Origin of the sequence: Desulfosalsimonas sp. (genome assembly GCF_046483245.1) — a bacterium.
GTDB lineage: Bacteria > Desulfobacterota > Desulfobacteria > Desulfobacterales > Desulfosalsimonadaceae > Desulfosalsimonas.
This window is the reverse complement of record NZ_JAWODO010000036.1, coordinates 1-21,970: the sequence shown is the minus strand read 5'-3', so window position 1 is coordinate 21,970 and position 21,970 is coordinate 1. Positions and strand designations below refer to the sequence as shown.

18 protein-coding genes are annotated in these 21,970 nt (G+C 56.2%); 10 read left to right on the top strand and 8 right to left on the bottom strand.

Annotated features, from left to right (window positions below; all coding sequences use genetic code 11):
• Positions 1–229: 229 nt before the first annotated feature.
• Complete coding sequence (locus R6U41_RS03570; RefSeq protein WP_410268461.1) at positions 230–1,591, top strand: AMP-binding protein; 1,362 nt, start codon at positions 230–232, stop codon at positions 1,589–1,591.
• Positions 1,592–1,753: 162 nt separating this feature from the next.
• Here the strand turns inward: R6U41_RS03570 and R6U41_RS03565 are convergent, their stop codons facing one another.
• The 8 genes from R6U41_RS03565 to R6U41_RS03530 are packed head-to-tail and all read right to left on the bottom strand — an operon-like array spanning position 1,754 to position 8,438.
• Complete coding sequence (locus R6U41_RS03565; RefSeq protein WP_410268460.1) at positions 1,754–2,614, bottom strand: polyketide synthase dehydratase domain-containing protein; 861 nt, start codon at positions 2,612–2,614, stop codon at positions 1,754–1,756.
• Positions 2,593–3,072, bottom strand: coding sequence for an acyl-CoA thioesterase (locus R6U41_RS03560; RefSeq protein ID WP_410268459.1), 480 nt, complete (start codon positions 3,070–3,072; stop codon positions 2,593–2,595). Before R6U41_RS03560 ends, R6U41_RS03565 begins: the two co-directional genes overlap by 22 nt.
• A gap of 2 nt (positions 3,073–3,074) precedes the next feature.
• Positions 3,075–4,340: a beta-ketoacyl-[acyl-carrier-protein] synthase family protein gene (locus tag R6U41_RS03555; protein WP_410268458.1), complete on the bottom strand. Its 1,266-nt coding sequence runs from the start codon at positions 4,338–4,340 to the stop codon at positions 3,075–3,077.
• Positions 4,341–4,358: 18 nt separating this feature from the next.
• Entirely contained in the window at positions 4,359–5,606 is a 1,248-nt protein-coding gene (locus R6U41_RS03550; protein ID WP_410268457.1) for a beta-ketoacyl-[acyl-carrier-protein] synthase family protein, read from the bottom strand.
• A gap of 15 nt (positions 5,607–5,621) precedes the next feature.
• A complete protein-coding gene (locus tag R6U41_RS03545; RefSeq protein WP_410268456.1) occupies positions 5,622–6,620 on the bottom strand; it encodes a radical SAM protein in 999 nt (332 codons plus the stop codon).
• 21 nt (positions 6,621–6,641) lie between these two features.
• Positions 6,642–7,745: a radical SAM protein gene (locus R6U41_RS03540; RefSeq protein ID WP_410268455.1), complete on the bottom strand. Its 1,104-nt coding sequence runs from the start codon at positions 7,743–7,745 to the stop codon at positions 6,642–6,644.
• Between the two features lie 32 nt (positions 7,746–7,777).
• Complete coding sequence (locus R6U41_RS03535; RefSeq protein ID WP_410268454.1) at positions 7,778–8,050, bottom strand: phosphopantetheine-binding protein; 273 nt, start codon at positions 8,048–8,050, stop codon at positions 7,778–7,780.
• A 28-nt stretch (positions 8,051–8,078) separates the two neighbouring features.
• Positions 8,079–8,438 (bottom strand): 3-hydroxyacyl-ACP dehydratase FabZ family protein, encoded by a 360-nt coding sequence (locus R6U41_RS03530; RefSeq protein ID WP_410268453.1) that lies wholly within the window; start codon positions 8,436–8,438, stop codon positions 8,079–8,081.
• 335 nt (positions 8,439–8,773) lie between these two features.
• Here R6U41_RS03530 and hutH point away from each other — a divergent pair, with 335 nt between their 5' ends.
• Genes hutH through R6U41_RS03485 form a run of 9 tightly spaced genes read left to right on the top strand, consistent with a single transcriptional unit; the run spans position 8,774 to position 21,698 of the window.
• Positions 8,774–10,336 (top strand): histidine ammonia-lyase, encoded by a 1,563-nt coding sequence (gene hutH, locus R6U41_RS03525; protein ID WP_410268452.1) that lies wholly within the window; start codon positions 8,774–8,776, stop codon positions 10,334–10,336.
• A gap of 57 nt (positions 10,337–10,393) precedes the next feature.
• Entirely contained in the window at positions 10,394–10,807 is a 414-nt protein-coding gene (locus R6U41_RS03520) for an acyl-CoA thioesterase (RefSeq protein ID WP_410268451.1), read from the top strand.
• A 2-nt stretch (positions 10,808–10,809) separates the two neighbouring features.
• Positions 10,810–12,558 (top strand): DegV family protein, encoded by a 1,749-nt coding sequence (locus R6U41_RS03515; RefSeq protein WP_410268450.1) that lies wholly within the window; start codon positions 10,810–10,812, stop codon positions 12,556–12,558.
• Positions 12,559–13,329, top strand: coding sequence for a glycosyltransferase family 2 protein (locus R6U41_RS03510; RefSeq protein ID WP_410268449.1), 771 nt, complete (start codon positions 12,559–12,561; stop codon positions 13,327–13,329).
• Positions 13,326–16,436, top strand: a complete 3,111-nt coding sequence (locus R6U41_RS03505; protein WP_410268448.1) for an MMPL family transporter — start codon at positions 13,326–13,328, stop codon at positions 16,434–16,436. The genes R6U41_RS03510 and R6U41_RS03505 overlap by 4 nt, the downstream gene beginning before the upstream one ends.
• A gap of 9 nt (positions 16,437–16,445) precedes the next feature.
• On the top strand, positions 16,446–17,351 hold the full coding sequence (locus tag R6U41_RS03500; RefSeq protein ID WP_410268447.1) for a lauroyl acyltransferase: 906 nt from the start codon (positions 16,446–16,448) through the stop codon (positions 17,349–17,351).
• A gap of 23 nt (positions 17,352–17,374) precedes the next feature.
• A complete protein-coding gene (locus R6U41_RS03495; RefSeq protein ID WP_410268446.1) occupies positions 17,375–19,528 on the top strand; it encodes a beta-ketoacyl-[acyl-carrier-protein] synthase family protein in 2,154 nt (717 codons plus the stop codon).
• Positions 19,525–20,886 (top strand): lipid biosynthesis B12-binding/radical SAM protein, encoded by a 1,362-nt coding sequence (locus tag R6U41_RS03490; RefSeq protein WP_410268445.1) that lies wholly within the window; start codon positions 19,525–19,527, stop codon positions 20,884–20,886. Before R6U41_RS03495 ends, R6U41_RS03490 begins: the two co-directional genes overlap by 4 nt.
• Complete coding sequence (locus R6U41_RS03485; protein WP_410268444.1) at positions 20,883–21,698, top strand: polysaccharide deacetylase family protein; 816 nt, start codon at positions 20,883–20,885, stop codon at positions 21,696–21,698. The genes R6U41_RS03490 and R6U41_RS03485 overlap by 4 nt, the downstream gene beginning before the upstream one ends.
• Positions 21,699–21,970 lie beyond the last annotated feature (272 nt).

Below are 21,970 nucleotides of genomic sequence, written 5' to 3'. Positions count from 1 at the left end.
CAAAAATGCGCAAATCCGCACATTCCCGCACAGCCCTTCGCGCAAACCCTGTTTTCAGCAACTGCTTGGCCAAAAATCTGGACAGACCCAAACAAAACCTCCTGCAAATGCAAATTTTACGTACAATAAGCACTTGAAACTTGTAATGCAATATATTATATCCGATGCGGCCGTGGCAAACACAAAAAAGCCATCAGACACAAATCCATCCGAAAAAACGGCACAGTTTATGAAAATACCATCTTTTTTAAAGCACCTGGAAAATATTGCCGCCGGCCCGTCATTTCCCGGGCATCCCTATATTTTGTCCGGATACACCTACGAAGACGTCTATGCCATGGCCGGCGATTTTCAGTATCGACATTTTTCCGGGGAAAATCCCGAATTGGTCTGCCTTTGCGCAACCAACCGGGCGGTTGTGGCCGCGGCCATGCTCGCAGCCCTTACCAGGCCGGTCACCCTTGTAATCCCCCATTCCTTCTCTGCAGCCGTGCTTGACCGTACACACCGGGTCCACGGATTTTCAAAAGCCATTGCAGACGAGCCCGCAGAGCTGCCTTCGGGCGTGGAAACCATATTGCCGGATTCAAAACCCGGGGGCAAAAGAATGCTGGAACCCGCCGGAATACGACATCCGGACAGCGTCTTTGTCAAGCTCTTTACCGGCGGATCCACCCAAACGCCCCGCACCTGGTCCAAAACCATAGGCAACCTTTTCGGCGAGGCGATTTATAATGCCCAAAAGCTGGCAGTAACCCCGGAAGACAGAATTGCCGCAACCGTGCCGGCATACCACATTTACGGTCTTTTGTTCTCTGTGCTCACACCGCTGGTGGCTGGTGCATCCATAATTGACGGCGAATTGACCTATCCCCGGGAAATCCAGGGTGCAGTCACCGGGGACCGCGCAAGCATTCTCGTGAGCATCCCGCTTCATTACAAAATGCTTGCTGACACGGATTTTGCCGCAGAGAATTTACGATATGCGCTTTCATCTGCAGCCAGGCTCGAAGCAGCAGACAGCCGGGCTTTTTACAGGCAAACCGGACTCGGAATCACCGAGGTCTTCGGTTCCACCGAAACCGGGGGTATTGCCACCCGGCTGTGCACCCATGACCAGCCGCATTTCACGCCTTTTGACTGCATTGAATGGAAAGTCACCGATGACCTGCTGGCGATCCGCTCGGATTTCATTTCCCCGGAACTTCCCGTGGACGCGGATGGTTTTTTTGTCACCAGCGACCGGGTCAAATCCGCGGGTCCGGACGGCTTCGCGCTGGCCGGCCGGGCCGACCGGATTGTCAAGGTGGGCGGCAAGCGCGTGGATCTCGAGGAAGTCCGCTCCGCGATTGCCGGCATGCCGGATGTGACAGACGCTGCAGTGGTCTGCGCCGACAACGGAAGCACCCGGGGAAACGAAATCCGGGCGCTGGTAGCCGCAAGTATCAGCAGCAGCGAAATCCGCCGCCACCTCCGGCACCGCATGCCGGACTATGCCATTCCCCGGCTAATCCGCATTGTGGACCGGATCCCGGTTTCCGCTGCCGGCAAATACGACAACACTGAAATCCAGAAACTGCTGAACCCGTAAATTCTTACAAGTGCGTTTCCATCTGCATAGCGGGCGGCCCCAGGCAGCCTCCTTAAGGGCAGAAAAAAATTCCGTGGAATAAATTCGAAATTCGAAGCACGAATATCGGAACAAATTCTAATGAACGAAATTCAAAAACCACATGGCCAGCACCCGGTGGTTTTATTGTTCCCGCCGGATCCACGCCGGCGGGTTTTTTCGCCCGCCCGAGACATCCCGCATGCACAGGCCGCGGACAACCTCGAAAACCCTGTTTCCCGGCTGAAAAATCCACAGGTTAAAAATATTTTCCACCCGCTCACTGCCGGCCGGCAATACCCGGGCGGCATATTTTCCGCCGGGCGCTGTGGGCCGGATAACATGCCGGCGCGCAAAACCGACAGGAAACCCGATAAACCCGCAATATCTCTGCCCCCAGACGCATGCGGCATGAAAGGCCGCATCCAGGGCAAAAGGTGAGCCGAGCGGCCCGTCTGCTTCGCCCACATCCGGCGCGCGGATTTCGGATAAAGCACCTGCCGGGCAAAGCTGCACACTGCCGGCAAGGTTCTGGTATTTCGGACCCATTGGCACGAGTTCCCTGTATACGTCCTCGGCGGGCACTTGCATTTCGGTTTCTGATTCCGCAAAAGCCGGAACCTCCGGATTTTCTGAAATCATGCCCGAGCGGACAAAACAGACCCTTGCATGCTCCCGGGTTCGGGTCATGGCAGATCCGGAAACCCGCATGCGGGTATTCAGCGCGGCGCTGACCCGGTCATCCCCGAGGTTTTCAAATTCCACAAACGCCTCAATGACTTTTTCTTCCTCACCAACGACCAGAAATTTTCCAAACGCAGCATCAAGCAATGTTGCGACATCCAGGCCTGATTCCAGGCCCCGGGCGGCCCGTGCAAGAAGCTGCATGGACTCCACCGCGGGAAAAACCGCGGCGGACTCGAAGACATGATCCCGCAGATAGGAAAAGACCTCGATACGCACCGGCAGACGCCCGGTGCCCCCTATTTCGGAAAGATCTCCCATAAATGCTTGGTTCTTTCGTCAATGCCCACGGGCCTGCCCGCGGAATTGAGCGCACAGTGCTCCGTAAAACCCGTGCACACGATCTGACCGGTCTCGCCGTGGGTGATAATGTAATGGAATTTCAGCCGGACGCGTCCCAGGTCTCCGGGCCGGGTGTGAACCCACATGGGATCGTCGTAATGCAGCGGGCTGTAGTATTTGACCCCGATTTCAATAATGGGATAAACATATCCGCTGGCCTCGATTTCCGTATAGGGATAGGAAAGATCACGCATCAGGGAAGTGCGGCCGAACTCAAAGTAGCGCAGATAATTTGCATGATAAACAACCGCAGAGCGGTCCGTGTCTGCATACAGGGTCCGGTAATGGCTTCTGTGCCAGAGAAATCCGTCTGCCAGGTTTCTGACAAAGCGGGGATCATCATCATGGATTTCCGGTGTAAACGGCTTGGGCTGCATTATCAGACTCCTTTAAATACTATACAGCAGTTTGTGCCGCCAAATCCGAATGCATTTGACAAAAAACACGAATACCCGGCATTGCGGGCCTGGTTTGCCACCACGTCGACATCGCCCAGATCCGGGTCATGAATATGATTGATGGTGGGCAGCAAAATTCCGTGTTGCATGCCTTCGATGCCGAAAGCCGCCTCGATTGCCGCAGAGGCGCCCAGGGTATGGCCGATCTGGGACTTGTTCGAGGATATCGGCAGATTCTTCACCCCCCTGCCAAATACGGTGCGCAGGCACTCGATCTCGGTGCGGTCCCCCTTGCTGGTGGATGTTCCGTGGGCATTGACATATTCGATGTCCTCAGGCGAAATCCCGGCATCGTCGATGGCGCCTTCAATGGAGCGGATAATGGTCGGGCCGTGGGGCAGGGTAAAATGATTGGCATCCGAGGTCCAGCCCACGCCCAGGACCTCGGCTTTGGCCTGCAGGCCGTGCGACTTTATCGCCTCTTCTGCAGCCAGCACCAGTACTCCGCAGCCTTCAGATAAGACCATACCCTTGCGGTCGATGCTAAATGGCCGGGAAGCCTTTGACGGATCCTCATATGCGCGGTCATTCGGGTTGACCTTGATGGTGGCGTTCATGTTGGCAAAACCGTGGATAATCTCGGGCATGATGCAGGTGTCCACACCACCGGCCAGCACGAAATCGCAGTCACCGTCCCGGATCATGCGGGCGCCCAGACCGATTGCATGGTTGCCCGAAGCACACGCCCCCTGGGGGGAAAAAACCGGGCCGGTAAAGCCGAGCATCATGCCTGCTTTACTCGCCGGAAGATTGGCGCACAGGTTGGGCAGCAGATACGGGCTGACCCTCAGGGCGCCCCGGTTGAGATAGGTGTCCATGGCGGTGCGGAACGCATCCGTGCCGTTTAAGGCCGATCCCACCAGGCACGCGGTCCTGGGACCGGTATCGGCATTCATTTCCAGGCCGCTTCTCTGCAGGGCTTCCCGGCAGACCTCCATGGTCAGGAGAACAAAGTCCGCGTTCCAGTTATAGGCTTCCTTGGCATCAGCAAAATCGCATGCTGCAGGATCCCAGTCCGGGATTTCACCCACCACGTTGCTTTTGCTCTTGACCTGGCATCGCGTTACCCGGCGGAAACCGGCCCGGCCGGAAACCGCGGCCTCCCAGCTTTGCTCAAAGGTCTTTGCCAGGGGCGTGGCAGCGCCGTACCCGATAACAAAGACCCGTCTGTTTCGGGGTGCTTTCATATAATTTTGGGGATTCCTCTATGTGCGCTGTTTAAATACGATGCATGCATTGCATCCGCCGAAACCAAAGGCGTTTTTCAAAACAAATTCCTGATCCAGGGCCTGAGGTGCCACCACAATTTCTTCCATGGGCATTTCCGGAGCCGGCACGTAATTGATGGTCGGAACAAGCACGCCTGCATTCATTCCCTCCACGGCAAAAACGGATTCAATGGCGCTGGAAGCACCCATGGCGTGGCCGGTCATGGACTTGTTGGCTGTAGTGGGCGGCAGTTTTTTGCCGAACACCGTGCGCAAGGCGTCATGTTCCACCCGGTCGCCCGCCTGGGTGGAGGCGGCATGCGCGTTGACCGCATCAATATCGTGCGGGCAAATTCCGGCATCCGCGATGCTTTCGGCAATACAGCGCCGCACCGTGGGCTCGTAAGGGGCCACAAAGTGATGGGCGTCCCCGGTCATGGACCAACCCCCGATGCCGATCTGCCAGTCAAGTCCGTGGGTTTCGGCAAATTCGCTGGTGGCCAGGATAACCGCACCGGCCCCCTCGGATACCACAAAGCCCCGCCTGTCCGCGGCAAACGGGCGACTGGCAGCCTCCGGCGGCTCTTCCCGGCCGGGCTTATGCCTGTATGCCCCGTTCATGGTAGCAAAACCTGCCACAATCGGTTCTACCAATGCGAAATCCACGGCTCCGCAGATTGCCACATCCGCCCTGCCGGCTGCAAGCAGCATCGCGCCGTTAATCATTGAGGTGGCACCCGTGGCGCAGGCGGTGATGGTCGAGAAATTCGGCCCGGTTGCGCCGGTGAGCATGGCGATCTTGCCGGTGACCATGTTGATGCAGGAATTGGGATTGGTAAAGGGATGCGGCATTTTGCCCGTCTCCCGCATCCGCCGGTCTGCGGTGAGCACCGCGTCCTGGCCGCCCACCGCGGAACTGAAGGTCACGGCAACGCGCGGGGCAAGTTTTTCCGTAATCTCAATGCCGCTTTTCTCCAGGGCCCGATGCGCAACCAGCAGGGCATGCCTGAAAATCGGGGACTTCCAGTTGGCCATTTCCCGGGGCTTTAAAAACGGATACGGTCCGGCATCAAATGCGGGGACCTGGCCGGCAATGCGGACCGGAAAGTTTTCGTCTGCAGCAAAACGTGTAAGAGGCCCGATCCCGCTTTTCCCGAGATTTGCTGCCTCCCATTGTGCTGCCAGATCCGTGCCAAGCGGCGAAATGATATCATATCCGAGAATGACGCTTTGACGGTTTTCCATTAATGCGCCCGCGGTCTACCAGGGAAGAAATTGATAAAGCTTGGCAAACATTTCATATACTTCAATCCAGTTCTGCAGGTCCTCGGAAGAACGCATGTGGGCCCGCTTGTTGACCATGATCCAGCTCATATGGGCCGCACCGTCCTTGCATGTGGAACAATCCCGGGTGGCGGAAGTACAACACCTGTGCATGGTTTCAAGATCCGAGGCCCATCGGATAAAGTGGATCAGGCGCCTGGGCCTGGGATCCCGGTGATCCAGCGGCTCGGTCACCGAGGGACACTCCTTCCAGCCAAACTGCCGGTCCAGCATTTTGCCTGTAGTGATCACCTGGTGATAATACTTGGAGGAAATCACGGTATCCGGATAGGTATCGAGCATTTCATCCATTTCCGCCCGCAAGTCGTCGAGTTCGGCCTGTCGCCAGGAAAAACCGTCCACTGCCTCGTCGTTGGACAGCAGCTGCATGTGCACCTTCAGGCCGGCATCCCGAATTTTGCGGATCACCTGCCCGGTTCTGCCGATCTGGTTCGGCGTGATGGTATACAGGTAATAGGTGTAGGGATCGCCTTCGTAGTTGTTGCTGGAAATGCGGAAGGTGTTTTTGCCCCGGAGGCGCTTTTCGTCTTCCTCATCGCCCCACAGGGAAATGCCAACCATCATGTCGGGAAACCGGTCGCGCGGGACCTTGATTAAGCCATTGGTGGCACAGTAGGTCGGCATCCTGCTGTAGAACGCCTCGATACGATCAAAGCAGAGCGTGGGCTCGCCGCCGATCAGGATGGCCAGGTTTACCCCCCGATGTTTTTCCTTGTCCACGAAAGCGGCCCATTTGTCCGGATCGGTTTCTTCTGCGGCGACCTTGTCTTCGCCGGAAGAGAAAAAAAAGCATCCCTTGCATCGCAGGTTGCACCGGTTGGTGACATCATAGATTGAACTGCGGATATTGAGCTGCGAAATTCTCTTGTATCGTTGATACCAGTGGCTGTCGAGCAGGGAACTTACGGTTTTCATTCTGTTTGCTCCAGGTGCGTCTTACTTTTCAAATACATCATGGCCGGGCGGGGCCACCAGGTCCGAACACAAATCCGGGCTTTTTTCATATCCCCGAACCCATACCGCCAGGTAGACATCCACGTAATCCAGCCAGGCCTTAAACAATTCCGGGTTCTTTGCGTGGCGAAACATCTTCGATGTCACCACGGCGCTTCCTGCGGCGTAATGGCGGCAGTCGGCGCAGTCGGTATCAGGCACACAGCAGGCCGCACTCCGGTCCCAGGACAAATCCGTACGGTATTGCCGAAAGGACCGGCCCAGACCGAACTCAGTTGACGGACTGGCCCTGGGATAAGGGCAGGAAAACAGGTCATGGAGGCCCAGCCGGTGGGTATGGGCCACAATATTGTACGGGGAAAAACAGACATGTTCCGGATACTGCTCTCGAATGCGCTGTATGGCTTGCCGGGTTTTTTTCAGTGAGGCCGCATCGTGGCAGAGACTGCCCGCATACCCGACGGGCGCGGAAAACATGTTGAAAGTCAGCCGGCAGTTGTTTTGAGCCAGAAGTTCAGCGACTTCGTCGACTTCATCAATATTGCCCGGGGTAAAAGTGTAGACAAAGACGGCGCGCGGATCATCCCGGTAATTGTCGATCTGCCTTTCGAGCATGTTCCTGGCTCTTCTGAGGCGGTGGCTGGTCTCATCGTTTCCCCAGACGGAAATGTGGATCTGGTAGTCCACAGAACTGTCAATGCGCTTAATCCCGTTGGTGGCTATGCATCCCAGTGGAATTTCCTCAAAGCAGACCCGGCACAACTCGGGCACCAGCGAGGGTTCTGCGCCCGCGAGCACCACGTAGGTAATACCCCGCTTTTTTTCATGAGCCATGAGACGGCGCCACTGTTCAGTATCCCGGTTTTCCGTGACCGCTGCCTTGTCGCCCTGGTAATAATAACAACCCTCGCAATCGATATTGCACCGTTGGGTCATGTCATAGGTGGATTCCCTCAGAAAAAAATACTTTCTGACTTTCTCCCATTTTTCCCGTATCCCGTCAACTGCGATAATATCGGAAAATTTCCAGGTCTGTGCTCCCGGTGTTGCGGGAACATCAGCCCCCTGCTGATTGAATTCCGCCACAATTGCCCCTTGTGTTTGATTTCAACAATGATCTAGCTTTTCACGGGTGCATGCGAGAGCACGTATTCGGCAATCAGGCGGAGTGATTTGAGTTTCGGATAATCATCCTCATCAATGCTGATGCCGTATTCGTCCTGAAGTACCAGCGCCACGGTGGCAAGATCCATACTGTCGACCCCGACCTCGTCGATTAAGTCAAGATCCGGATCAAAGGTCTGCGGGGTTACATCCTCGAGCCTTAGCTCGTCAATAATAATTCTGGCCACCCCTTCCATGGTATCCTGAAGTGTCAATTCCTGCTGCATGGCTTCGTCGTTCTCCCTGTTTGATTGACTATTTGACCGAATCCGTAGTAATCCGACCCTTACAGGCCATTTCCTCATCAACGGACATTTGAAATGAAAAAACCCCCGGTTTGCCTTCCACAGGGGAGACAGCAACATGGATGGCTTCATCAGGCCTTATTATGCGCCTGTATTTCACGCGATTGACCGCGCCGGGATTCTGTTCCAGGCCTGTTGCTTTTTGAATCATGTCAAAAACGATTGCCAGTTGAGCGATTGCCGGCAATATTGGGTTGTCCGGAAAGTGGCCGGCAAACCACGGAGAGTCTGCTGGCACAACAGCCCTGGCCCGAATGCCCCCCTCGGAATCGGCTTCCAGATTTTCCAGGCAATGCCAAGTTTTTTGCATTTACCTTACTTGATTGAGTTTTTTAAAAATCATACTACATTAAGGTCTTGTTTTTCAATCCCGTATCAACGCTCATAAATAAAGGGAATTAACCCATTTGTCAACTTTGATAAAAAACCAAAAAACGGGACGTTCATAAGATTATAAAATTCTCTGAAAAAACACTGCGCTTTCCGAATTTTCGCTGCAAAGCACTTTTCATTGCCAAAACCGGAAGGGGCGTATGAAACTTGACAAGAAGCTCCGGTATCTATAATATGGTATAATTTTTCCCCCAGCTCAGGCAAGCTTGCCTGAGCCTGCCCGGATTGATCCGCAGGCAAGGATTGACAGATATGACAACAAAACCGCACAATCGCGGATGCACGCTTATAATTGACGGTTCGGAGATTTCCCTGCAGCAGATTGTACGGGTTGCCCGGGGCGAGGCGGCCGTTGAGATTGATACAGGCGCTGAATTCGCCAAGCATATGGAACATTCCCGGGCCGTGCTCACCCGCGCCCTGGAGCGGAAACTGCCCGTATACGGCGTAACCACGGGGTTCGGCAAATGCTGCGGCAAACGAATGATTTCCGAGGTGGCAGAACAAAACGGCATAAACCTTATCCGCTTTCACGGCTGTGGTACGGGCGCGCCCTTTGGCACGGAAGAAACCCGGGCGGCCATGATCTGCCGGCTTGCCTGCTTTGCCAGGGGTTATTCGGGCGTTTCAATGGAGCTGATGCAAAAGATCGCCGAACTTCTCAACGCACACATCACGCCGGTCGTTCCGTCCGAAGGTTCCGTGGGCGCCTCCGGAGACCTTACCCCCATGTCTTACGTTGCAGCCGTGCTTATGGGAGAAAGACAGGTGTTTTACCGCGGCCGGAAAATGCCTGCCGCACAAGCCCTTGATGAGGCGGGCGTTGCACCCCACAGATTTTTTCCCAAGGAACCGCTGGCCATAATGAACGGCACGGCCATGATGACCGGGATTGCAGCCATTGCATTGGACCGGGCGGCAAAAATCGCAAATGCCGCCGCTTGCGCCACCGCCCTGTGCATTCATGCCATCGGCGGAAATTCTCATCATTATCATCCGGCCATATCCAGGGCAAAGCCGCATCCAGGCCAGGGCGAGGCAGCAGCCCGGATCGCCGAACTGCTATCCTCTGAAGCACCGCCGGAAAGCTTTGCGACAAATGGCCCGGAAACGCTGCAGGACCCGTATTCCTTACGCTGCGCCCCCCAGGTCATAGGGGTTCTCACAGACGCCTTTGACTGGGTGTGCCAATGGATTAGCATCGAGGCAAACAGCGCAAACGACAACCCGTTATTTGATCCCGAAACCGGCAGCGTTCTCATGGGCGGCAATTTTTACGGGGGACATGTGTCATTTTCAATGGACGGCCTCAAAAGCGCACTGGCATCCGTGGCGGACATGGCCGACCGGCAGGTGGCGCTCATGGTGGATGCCAATGTCAACCGGGGACTTCCAGCAGACCTGGTTGGCGTGGAGGATTCTGAAAAACCGTTCCATCACGGTTTCAAGGCAATGTCCATCAGCGCCTCGGCACTTGCGGCGGAAGCGCTCAAGCAAACCATGCCCGCGGCTTCTTTTTCCCGTTCCACGGAGTCGCACAACCAGGACAAGGTGAGCATGGGCACGATTGCAGCCCGCGATGCCATGCGCGTCTGCGTACTGTCGGAAAAAACCGTTGCCATCTGCTTGCTTGCAGGTCTTCAGGCCTGCGAACTCCGGGGGAACCTGGCACAGCGGAAAAAACTGGCCGAACTGGTCAGAATTCTGCGCGAAATCGCACCGCCGACCATTGCCGATCGCCCCATGGATGAGGATATCGAAAACCTTTCATCCGCGATTGCAGAATCCGGAATCTTTGCATCCGCCCCGTGCTGATGCCCGTAAACAGCAGAACCATGTTTTTTTGTTAAACAAACCAGACAGGCCGAAAAAATGCAACAGGACAAAACCTGTGAATGCAAATTCACGGTGCCGTTTCACGATTTGGATCCCATGCAGGTGGTGTGGCACGGCAACTACTTCAAATACTTTGACATTACCCGGGACGCGCTGTTTCGCAAGCTCGGCGTGGACCTCTACCAGGTACAACGGGACACAAAATATATCTTTCCCATTATCCGGACCAGTATCAAGCATGTCTTCCCGCTGCGCTTTAGAGACGAGTTCATCTGCCGGGCAACTTTAAAGGAGGTCAACTACAAGATTTCGATTACCTTTGAGATCCGGCTGGCAGAAGACAACCGGGTCAGCGCCAGGGGCAAAAGCGAGCAGGCGGCAATAAAAATCCCGGAAATGGAGACCATGCTCCGGATACCCGATGACATCCGTGAGGCCCTGGGGTTTTAGGGATGAATCCATACGGAAGTAATGCAGAAGCATTTATTACCGGATATGAGCGCCTGGGCGCCTGGTCCGGCGTACTCGATGAAATCAATGTCTTTCCGGTGGCTGACGGAGACACGGGCCGCAATCTCATGATCAGCCTGGCTCCGCTGCGGGGGATACAGGACCGGGACCCGGCCGAAACCCGCCGCCGGCTACTGTTTGCAGCCAGGGGCAACTCAGGCAACATTGCAGCCCAATTCGTGGTTGAACTGCTCAATGCCGAATCCCTCCATCAAATTCCGGAGGCGGCAAGAACCGGCTCCAATAGCGCCCGCAGCGCGGTTAACAACCCCAGGCCAGGAACCATGCTCACGGTGCTGGACCGGTTTGCAGACGCGCTGTCAGACCCGGAAAACCGGAAGGACAACGAAGACTTCCCGGAAGCGGTGATCGATCAAATCCAGGCCGCGGTTCAAGAAACCCCGGAGCTGCTGCCGGAGCTCAAAGCAGCCGGCGTTGTGGATGCCGGCGCCCTGGGGATGTTTCTGTTTCTGGAAGGATTTTTGAGATGCTTTTCCGGCCGGCCTGATGCTTTCCGCTCGGTTTCAGATATTTTCGGAGACAGCCTGAAAATCGACGCAGGTTTCGGCCGGTCAGCCTACAAGGGCTATTGCGTGGATTTCGTGGTACGCATGGACGAAAATGCCGGCCGGCCGGAGGAACGGATCGCAGATACGGACGACAACGCGCTGGTCTATACCTACCAGGATTACGCAAAGGTTCATTTGCACACAAACGATGCAGAAGACCTGAAAAAAAGGGTCAAAAGCATGGGGCACATCGTTCAGTGGAGCGAGGACGATCTTGCCCTGCAGACCGCGGATTTCCGCAAACCTGCTAAGCGGAGTCCTGTCCATATTGTCACGGATGCGGCCGGATCGCTTACCCGGGACCAGGCACGCAGCCTGGGAATCACGCTGCTGGAAAGCTACGTTACCCTCGGTGAAACCTGCGCACCGGAGACATGTATTGACCCGGAAACTCTTTACCAGGCCATGCGCAGCCGGGTTCCGGCTTCTACTTCCCAGGCCTCGGTATTTGAACGCCACCAGCATTATGCGCGTCTTCTGGCTCAGCATCAAAACGTGCTTTACCTGTGCGTGGGTTCCGTATACACTGGCAACCACCAGGTGGTAATGGAATGGAAAAAGCAGCACGACCCGGAAAACCGCCTTACTGTAATCGATACCGGAGCGGCCTCGGGGCGGCTTGCCGCGGCAGTCATTGCAACCGCTAGGTACGCCGCACGCGCGGAAACAGCCGGCCAGGTGATCGAGTTCGCACAGGAGGCAGCAAAAAAAAGCGGGGAATATATCTTTCTCGACGAGCTCAAATACCTGGCCGCAGGCGGGCGAATGTCGAAAACAGGGGCGTTTTTCGGGGACATGATGCACGTAAAGCCGGTTATCACGCCCACGCCGCAGGGAGCGGAAAAAGTGGGCATCGTCAGAAACACCCGGGCCCAGCTTCGTTTCGCAGTCGAGCGGCTCAGCCGGAACCTGCGCGACGAACCCGAATCCCTTGTGCTGCTTGAATACACGGATAACCGGAAATGGGTTGAAGACCGGGCCGTGGCCGAAATCCGGCGGAATTTTTCAAAGGCTGAAATCTGCGTGCAGCCGCTTTCACTGACATCGGGCGTACATATCGGTCCCGGGGCCTGGGCGGTGGGCTATTACGGGCGGCACCCCGAACAGGGAGATGAATACTGAATGAATCGCTTTCAATCAAGCGCAGAAGCCCGGCATCAGCCCGGTAAAAAAGACCGCTTTGCAGTGGTGATTCCGGCCTACAACCACGCCCCTGCCGTGGAAAAGGTAATCGCGGAAGCCATGGAACTGGACCTGCCCGTATTTGTCGTGGATGATGGATCCACTGACGACACCCGTGAACGCATTTACCGGTTTTCAGAAATCCGCATCCTAACCCACGAAAAAAACATGGGCAAGGGTGCGGCACTCATGAGCGGTTTTATGGAAGCCTCGCAGATCGCGGACTGGGCGATTACCATGGATGCCGACGGCCAGCACAATCCAAGTGATGCGAAAATCCTGATCCGGGCTGCCCGGCAATACCGAAAAGCGCTGATTGTGGGCCGCCGCACCGGCATGGACGGTTCCCACGTACACTGGACCAGCAGGTTCGGCAGAAAATTTTCCAATTTCTGGGTGCGCGCCTCCGGGGGCCCGAAAATCTCGGATACCCAGAGCGGATTTAGAATCTATCCCCTGCCCGAGGCCCTGGCCTGGAAGACAAAGTCCAGGCGGTTCGAATTCGAGGTGGAAATCCTGGTGCGCGCCCATTGGCAACACGTAGCCGTGGTCGAGGTGCCCGTGGGGGTAAGTTACCTGCCGGCCGGACAGCGCGTTTCACATTTTCGGCCGTGGCGGGATTTTTTCAGAAACGCAAAAACCTTTACCGGCCTGATCTTGCGCAGATTTTTTACAAGGCCGGTCAAAACCTCGCCTGAAAGCAAAGCGTGAAGCCATTGCCATTTCTGTCCGCAAATAGCACGCTGAAAGGTTTCGTGTTTGCCATTGCCCTTGTACTGATCGCTGCGGCGGTGATCTCGCTGTTTAACATCCGGTTTGAAACCAATATTATCAATTCCCTGCCCCGGGGCAACGCGGTAATGGATGAAGGCGCCTACGTTCTTGAGCATCATCCTTATCAAAACCGTATTTTTATTGATCTGGCTCTTAATGAAAAAAACCCGGACGAGCTGGTTGCAGCCGCGGAAACCCTCGAGAACCGGCTGCGGGAAAGCGGACTGTTTCAAACCGTTGGCGCAAGGGAAATGGGCCGGCTCTTTCCCAAACTCATGGCGCACGTGGCAGAAAATCTTCCCGTCTTGTTTACCGCCGAAGAACTGGAAGATGAAATCACCCCGATACTGCAGGAAGGCAGCGTAAAACAACGGCTCGAGGAAAACCTCTCCGGGCTGTTTACCATGGACGGAATGGGCCGCTCTGATCTGGCCTTAAAAGACCCGCTGGGCTTGAGCAGCCAAGTGCTTGAAAAACTTCAGCATCTAGTGCCCGCCCAGGAGGTCCGCTTTCACAAGGGCCAGCTCCTGTCTGCCGACGAACGGCACCTGCTTGTCATTGCCAATCCGAAGGAAGCCGGCACCGGGGCAAAATCAGCCCGAAAAATCGATGACACCATAAAACAAGCCACCCGGGAGCTGAAGCAAAAACACCAGGGCGAAAAAGCAGATTTCACGGTCACTCCGGTGGGTGCCTACCGTGCGGTGATCGACAATGAAACCACTGCCAAATCGGACACCAAAAATGCCCTGTTCTTTGCAACGCTGGGAATTGCGTGCCTGTTGATGCTCGCTTTTCCCCGGCCCTATATCGGGCTGCTGGCGTTTTTGCCGGCCGTTTTCGGCACTGTGTGCGCACTTGCATTTTATTCCATCTGGCACAGTTCGATTTCCGTGATGACAATCGGTTTCGGGGCGGCCATTATCTCCATCACCGTGGATCACGGAATTTCCTACCTGCTGTTTCTGGATCAGCCTTATGAGACAAAGGGAAAGGCTGTTTCCCGGGAAGTACGGGCAGTGGCACTGATAGCCGCCCTGACGTCTGTGGGAGCTTTTTTCATGCTGAGTTTCAGCGGATTCCCGGTTCTCGGAGAAATCGGGCAATTCGCTGCTTTCGGCATTGCATTCTCCTTTATATTTGTCCATTCCTGTTTCCCCCTGCTTTTTCCCAGTTTAAAGGCGGCGAAGCGCCCGGGAAAATTGTTTTTGCAGACGGCAGTAGACCGTATCTCCGGCGGCGGCGGCGGCAGTTACAAACCCGTGCTTGCGCTGATGTTCGCTGCCGTCATGGCGTTTTTTGCGAATCCGGATTTCAACCTGGATATCTCAGAAATGAATACGGTAAAAAAGCAAACCATTACCGCAGAAAAACTTGTTGCAGAAGTCTGGGGCCAGCAGCTTTTTGACAAGGTATACCTGATGGCAGAGGCGCCGAGCCTGGCAGCCCTTCAGGATAAAAGCGACCGGCTCGCACGCTCTATGGCCGAGGAAACCGAAAGCAAAACCATTTCAGAGGCCTTTTTCCCCGCTGCGGTGTTTCCGGGAAAACAGCGCTGCCAGAATAACCTGGCGGCCTGGAAAACATTCTGGCAGGACCATGACCGCGAGGGCCTTGAAAAAGAGATCCGCCGGGCCGCATCCGCCCTGGGTATGCCCGGATCAGCATTCTCGGGAGTCTACGAGGCCGGAAAATCGCCCTGCAACGGGGGGCTTGACATTGCCCCAGAATTCCACGAGATGCTCGGGATTCATCATTTCCAGACAGAAGACGATGAATGGATGCTGTTTTCCTCCCTGACCCCGGGGCCGGACTATGACCCGCAGGCATTTTTCAACACGTATTCAGCCAAAAAACAGATCCACGTTTTTGATCCGGATTATTACTCCAGCACCATCAGTGACTTTCTTTCACAGACCTTTGTGAGGATGCTGATTGTCATCGGCATCAGCGTCACGCTGCTGCTCCTGCTGTTTTTCATGGATCCTGTGCTGACCGGGGTTGCGCTTTTGCCCATCGGCTTTTCCCTGATCTGCACCCTCGGGGTCCTGTCCCTGGTCGGGCTGCCGCTAAACATGCCGGGACTGATGCTCTCGGTGGTCGTTGTGGGCATGGGACTGGACTATTCCCTCTACATGGTCCGTTCCTACCAGCGCTACCGGGATGAACGTCACCCCTACCAGGCCCATATCCGGATGACGGTTTTTCTTGCCGGGGCTTCCACGCTTATCGGCTTCGGCACCCTGGCCATGGGCGAGCACAACCTGATGAAAAGCATGGGACAGGTGCTTGTCATCGGTATCTTCTTTGTGATGGCAGGCACATTTGCACTGCTGCCACCGTTTCTCCGTTACCTGTTCCGGCCGGTACAGTTTTCAGGCGAATCGGCAAGGCCTGGCGCAAAACTTCATCAAAAACGGATCCGTGCACTATACCGCCACCTGGAAGCATATCCGCGCCTTTTTGCCCTGTTCAAACGCCGGATTGATCCCATGTTTGCAGAACTGCCGGACTTGATTCGAAATCCTGCCGTGGTTATTGATATCGGCTGCGGATTCGGTGTTACCGCGGCCTGGATGCGCGCAATGAATCCGGAAATAAACATTTACGGCGCCGACCCGTACCCGGAAAGGGCGCGGATTGCCGCCCGGCTCACCGAGCCGCACGGCAAAATATACACGGCCGCCGCGCCCGACCTGCCGGATTTTCAGGTGCAGGCGGACCTGGCACTGATGCTCGACATGATTCATTATCTTTCAGATACCCAACTGGCGTCCACATTGCAAAAAATCCGGAAAAACCTCCAACCCGATGCCACCCTGCTCATCCGGGCCACGATTGCCGCAGACACTCACGTACCAATGCTGCGCAGGATCGAGGAGTTCAAAAACCGGCTGAAGCGCACAAAAACCTGTTACCGCTCGGCCGACCGGATCCGGAACATATTGACGGAAAACGGGTTTGCGGTCCGAAGCACCCGGCCTTCGGGCACGGAGCGCGAAGAAGTCTGGTTTTTGACAGAAAATACCGCTACAAAACAATAGGAAAAGGCAATGATAAACCGGTTTTACCGATGCATGGTTTACCTGTCCCGAAAATGGGGAATATGGATTTTCTATGTCGCGGTCTGGATCATTGCCACCGGCTATTTTCTGTTTTTTCCCTACCGGGTGGCAACAAGCGTGAGGTTTTACCGGGCCCTGTTTCCGCAGCACTCCAGATTATACGCCCTCTGGTGCGCCTGGAAACAATTCCACGACTTCACCAGCATCTACATTGACAGATACCTGCTTGAAGCATCAGGAAATATAGAGTACACAGCCGAAGGCCTGGAGCATCTCCGGGAGGCCGCAGACAACAACACCGGCGGCATTTTGCTGATGTCGCATCTGGGCAACTGGGAAGTGGCCGCCCGGCTGCTTAAAAAGGAAGGGTTTCCGCTTCTGCTGTTTATGGGCAAAAAAGCCGGTGAACAAATCGAAGACCTCCAGAAAAACAACCTGCAGAAAGCCGGGGTGGAGATCATTGCCAGCCAGCGGGGAGCGGGCTCGCCCGTGGAGATCCTGGAAGGCGTCAGGTATATGCGCAACGGGTGGATTTTGTCCATGGCCGGGGACCGCTTCGGGGATTCCGGCCGATCCTTTGTTGAGGTGGAATTTCTGGGACATGTGGTCCGGCTGCCGGAAACCCCATACGTGCTATCCATGGCAACCGGCGCCCCGATTTTCGTATTTTTCGCTTTTCGCAAAGCACGGGGCAAATATCACTTTATCATTCACCCGCCCATAGACGTGCGCGCCGGGTCTCGCCAGCAGCGTAAACAAGGCATTCACAGGGCCGCCCGGGCCTATGCCCGCCTACTGGAAAAAACGGTTTACCGGCACCCGTTTCAATGGCATCATTTTGAACCGTTTCTCGGCCAAAAAACAGGTCCGGAAGATCAATCGAGCCTAAATTGAGGTGAAATAAAGGGTTCAGATTAATGGGCATTTACATCACAGGCATCGGCACAATCACCGCGCTCGGCCGGGGATGGCGGCAAACCGCGGATAGCCTGCACCGCAACCAGAGCGGCATCGGTGAGCTGACACTGTTTGAACACACCGCGCCCCTTCCCGTGGGCGAAATCAAGCAGGAGTTTTCAGATCCGGAGCTTCCCAGGACCCACCGGATCACCCGGGCCGCGGCAGAAGACGCTCAGGATGACTGCGGCGGCAAAATTCCGGATGCGGTCATCATGGGCGTGACAACCGGGGGAATGCCCAAAACAGAGGTGCTTCTCAAATCCGGCATTGATGACCCGCACGCGTACCAGTATCATGCCGCGGGCTCGGTGGCCGAATACATCGCGGATTTATGTCAATGCAGCGGCCCGGTTCTCACCGTGTCCACGGCCTGCTCCTCAGGGGCCGCGGCAGTGGCTCTGGGCATGGCAATGATGCAAAGCGGGCTGGCCGGCTCCGTGCTGGCCGGGGGCGCAGACGCTTTGTGCAGGATGACGTACCACGGGTTTAACGCCCTGCAGCTTCTTTCAGCCACAGGGGCCAAACCGTTTGACCGGGACCGCGACGGGATGAGCCTGTCTGAAGGAGCGGCCATGCTGTTTTTCGAGTCCGCAAAGGCGGCCCCGGAAAACGCAAAGGCGGAAATGCTTGGCTTCGGCCTTTCCTGCGATGCCTATCATGCAGCAGCTCCGCATCCGGAAGGGCGCGGGGCGTGCCGGTCCATGGACTCCGCCATCCGGGCCGCCGGCGTGAAGCCGGCGGACATCGATTACATCAACCTTCACGGGACCGGTACCATCAACAACGACGCGGCCGAAGCCGCAGCGGTCAACACCCTGTTTTCCAGCAGTCTGCCGCGGCTGTCCTCGATCAAGGGTGCTGCCGGGCACAGCCTTGCAGCAGCAGGGGCCATTGAACTGGCCGTATCCGCCATCTCAATTTCGGATAACCTGATACCCGCCAACCACGGCATGCAAAACCCGGATCCTAAACTCGGGATCAATCCCCAATCCGAACCTGAGACCCGGGATATCAAGACCGTGCTGTCCAATTCCTTTGGATTCGGGGGAAACAATGCCGCCCTTGCAGTGGGCCGCCCACGGGACAAGACCCATGAGAGGGAGTTCTTCCCCATGCCCATGGCCGTGGCGGGCACTGCCTGCCTCACAGGCGCCGGTAAAACCGCAGACACGACAAATGCCTTCCTGGAAGGGGCAGCGTGCGGCGGGATGCTTGCGCTTGCCGAAATCTCAGCAAACCTGCCGCCCCGGGCAGTGCGCCGCCTGAAAAGACTACCCAGGCTTGCCCTGAGCCTTGCCCGGGAGGCGCTTGACAACGCAGAACACGCATCCGAACCATCCGGCGTATTTTTTGCAACCGGCTGGGGCGCGCTCACTGAAACCAACGACTTTCTGAACCGGCTGTTTGAAAACCAGGAACGGTTTTCCAGCCCCATGGACTTTGTGGGTTCGGTGCACAATGCCCCTGCCGGGGAAATCGCAATGATGTTTGACGCCACGGGCCCCAATATCACCATGACCGGCGGGGATTCTTCGTTTGAACAGGCCCTGATTGCGGCCTCTGTGATGGGCGATTCCACGGGCGCCCCCTTTCTGGTCATCGGTGCGGACGAATGCCATCAGCGGCTTTCTCCCCTGTTTGATTTTTCGGTTTCATGCACCCAAACGCTTTGCGACGGAGGTGGCGGGTTGTGCCTGAAAAGGGCGGAAACCGGCCTGATGGTGCGGCCAGTTTTTTTCCGCCGCGCGGATGGAGAAAAACATCCCATCCAATCCCTGGTCAAACGGCTGGGCGGCGCGAACGCGGTCAAAAACCGCTTTGGAGCGATATTTGCCGGCATTCCCGCAGGCTGCCGGCAAACCGGCGAAAAACAGGTGCACATGTTTCAAACCCTCACAGGATCTGTAGCACCGGTGCTGGATTACCGGAAACAAACCGGCGAGTTCGCCTCTGCATCGGCTGCGGCGGTAAGCCTGGCCGCGGCGTGCGTGCAGCAGGACCTGATCCCGCCCCAGCCGGGCGGAAAAGAGCCGATTGCCTTAAACGGCGGCGCAGTACTGGTGCTTGGCACGGGCAAAAACCTGACGGCCATCGAGGTGTTTCGGGCATGAAAGTGCTGCTGATTTCGGCAAACACTGAAACCACGCCCTACCCGGTCTATCCCCTGGGAATCGACTATGTGGCCGGGTCCATTGACCACAGGCACCAGGTGTTTGTCACAGATATCAATGAAACCGGGGATACCGGGGCCCCGGCAGGCCGTATCCGGGAACTTGCCCCGGATGTCATCGGCATTTCCATCAGAAACATTGACAACACGGACGTAAAATCGCCGAAAACCTACATTGACCGGCACCGGTTGCTGGTATCTGCCATCCGGCAAGTCACCGTGGCGCCGGTGGTGCTCGGCGGCAGCGGGTTTACCCTTTTTCCCGGCCGGCTGATGGAAGCACTTCAGGCAGACTACGGGATAATCGGCGAGGGGGAACGATTCAGCGATTTTCTGGACGCACTGGAAATGCAGGTCGATGTCAGCAGCCTGTCGGGGGTGATCACCAGATCCGAAACCAGTGCGAAAACAATCTCTTATCCGGCTCCCTGGCAGGGAGAATTTGCAAGGCGATTTGACCCGGAAAGCCCGCACGTGGCCTATTACCTGAAAAAAGGCGGCATGCTCAACATCCAGACCCAGCGGGGATGCCCCTTTAACTGCATCTACTGCACCTACCCGCATATCGAAGGCCGGCGGCTGCGGACAAAATCTCCGCGGGCAGCGGGCCGAACCGCGCGCAGGCTCCAGGATGCCGGGGCCGGATATTTGTTTATCACAGACTCGGTATTCAATGCAGATCCCCAACACAGCATGGAAGTGGCCCGGGAGTTTCAAAGAGCCGGGGTAACCATCCCTTGGGGCGCCTATATCGCGCCGATGCGCCCGCCGCCCGGGTTTTTCAGGGTTCTGGCCGATGCCGGCATGACGCACGTGGAATTCGGCACAGAGGCGTTTTGCGATTCCGTTTTGGAAAATTATAAAAAACCGTTTCGCACGGCGGATATTTTTGATGCCCACCGTGCGGCTGTTGATGCCGGGCTGAACACGGCGCACTTTTTTCTGCTGGGGGCACCCGTGGAAACGCCCCGCACCCTGGCCGAAACCCTGGACAACGCCGAAGCACTGGAGAAAACGGTCTGCTTTTTCTTTGCCGGCATCCGCATTTACCCGCATACCCGGCTTTATGAAATCGCCTCTGCATCCGGGCAGATCGCAGAAAATCAGGATCTTTTGACCCCGTGTTTCTTTGAGCCCGGGGGCATCGGGCTCGCACAAATCGAAAAAACCCTGCAGGAGCGGGCACAAAACAGAATGAACTGGGTTTTCGGCGCAGGCGGCGAAAAAACGGCAAAGATCCTCTCCCGGCTCCATGAACGGGGCCATGTGGGGCCGCTCTGGGAGCACCTGATCAGATGAAAGACAAACGCCCCATTGCCCCTGGTGAAATCCTGGGAGTGATCTGCGGTGTTGCCGCAGCCGGGATTTTTTTCATTCACCCGTACCTGTCTGTGATCCCGCTTTCGGCGTTTGTGGCCGTGTGCCTGGCCGCAGCCTTTTTCCCGGGCAACTGCCTGTTTCTGCCCGTCATCCGCCGGGGCAGGCGGGATACAAACGGTGTGGCCATAACGTTTGACGACGGTCCGGACCCGCGCACCACGCCTTTCTTAATGGACCTTCTTGCCCGCTTCGGCGTGCATGCAACCTTTTTTATCCCGGGGAAAAACGCCCTGGCGCACCCCGGACTCGTCAGCAGTATACTGGACGCAGGCCACGCCGTCGGAAACCACACCTTTGCCCATGACGTGCTTGTCATGCTCAAATCGCAAAAAAACCTGGCCCGCGAAATCGATGACGCGCAAAAGGTACTCGGGAATTTCGGCGTCACCCCCCTGACCTTCCGCCCCCCGGCCGGGGTGGTGAACCCCAAGCTGGGCGCCATACTAAAAAGCCGGGAAATGGTCTGCATCCATTACACCCGCCGGGGCCCGGACATGGGGAACCGGCGGATCCGGGGACTTTCCGGAAAAATCCTGGCAAAAATCCGGCCGGGCGACATAGTGCTTTTGCACGACTGCTGCCCGCAATCCGCAAATTTCAGCGTGGATACCTGGCTTGCCGAAATCGAGCAGATCCTGTCCGGTCTCCCGCAAAAAGGCCTCCGGGCAGTCCCCCTGGCCGAGCTCATTGAACGGCCGGTGATGAGGGAGAGTGAGCCTCCACCCGCATAGCGGGTGGCCTCAGGTAGCCTCCTTAAGGGAGGCAGAAAAAAATACAGGGAATAAATTCAAAATTCGAAGCACGAATATCGCACGTGAGTATCCCGTAAGGGATAAACAAATTCGAATGACCAAAAATTCAAAATCCGAAACAAATACAGAAATTTGTTTATCTCTCCGCAACGGCCAAACCTTCCCGGGTCTTCTACCCACCATAGGTGAAGCTTAAAATCTTAATAACCGGGCCGGGTGACTTGTCTTTGCCCCCGAAACATGGGAGCCTG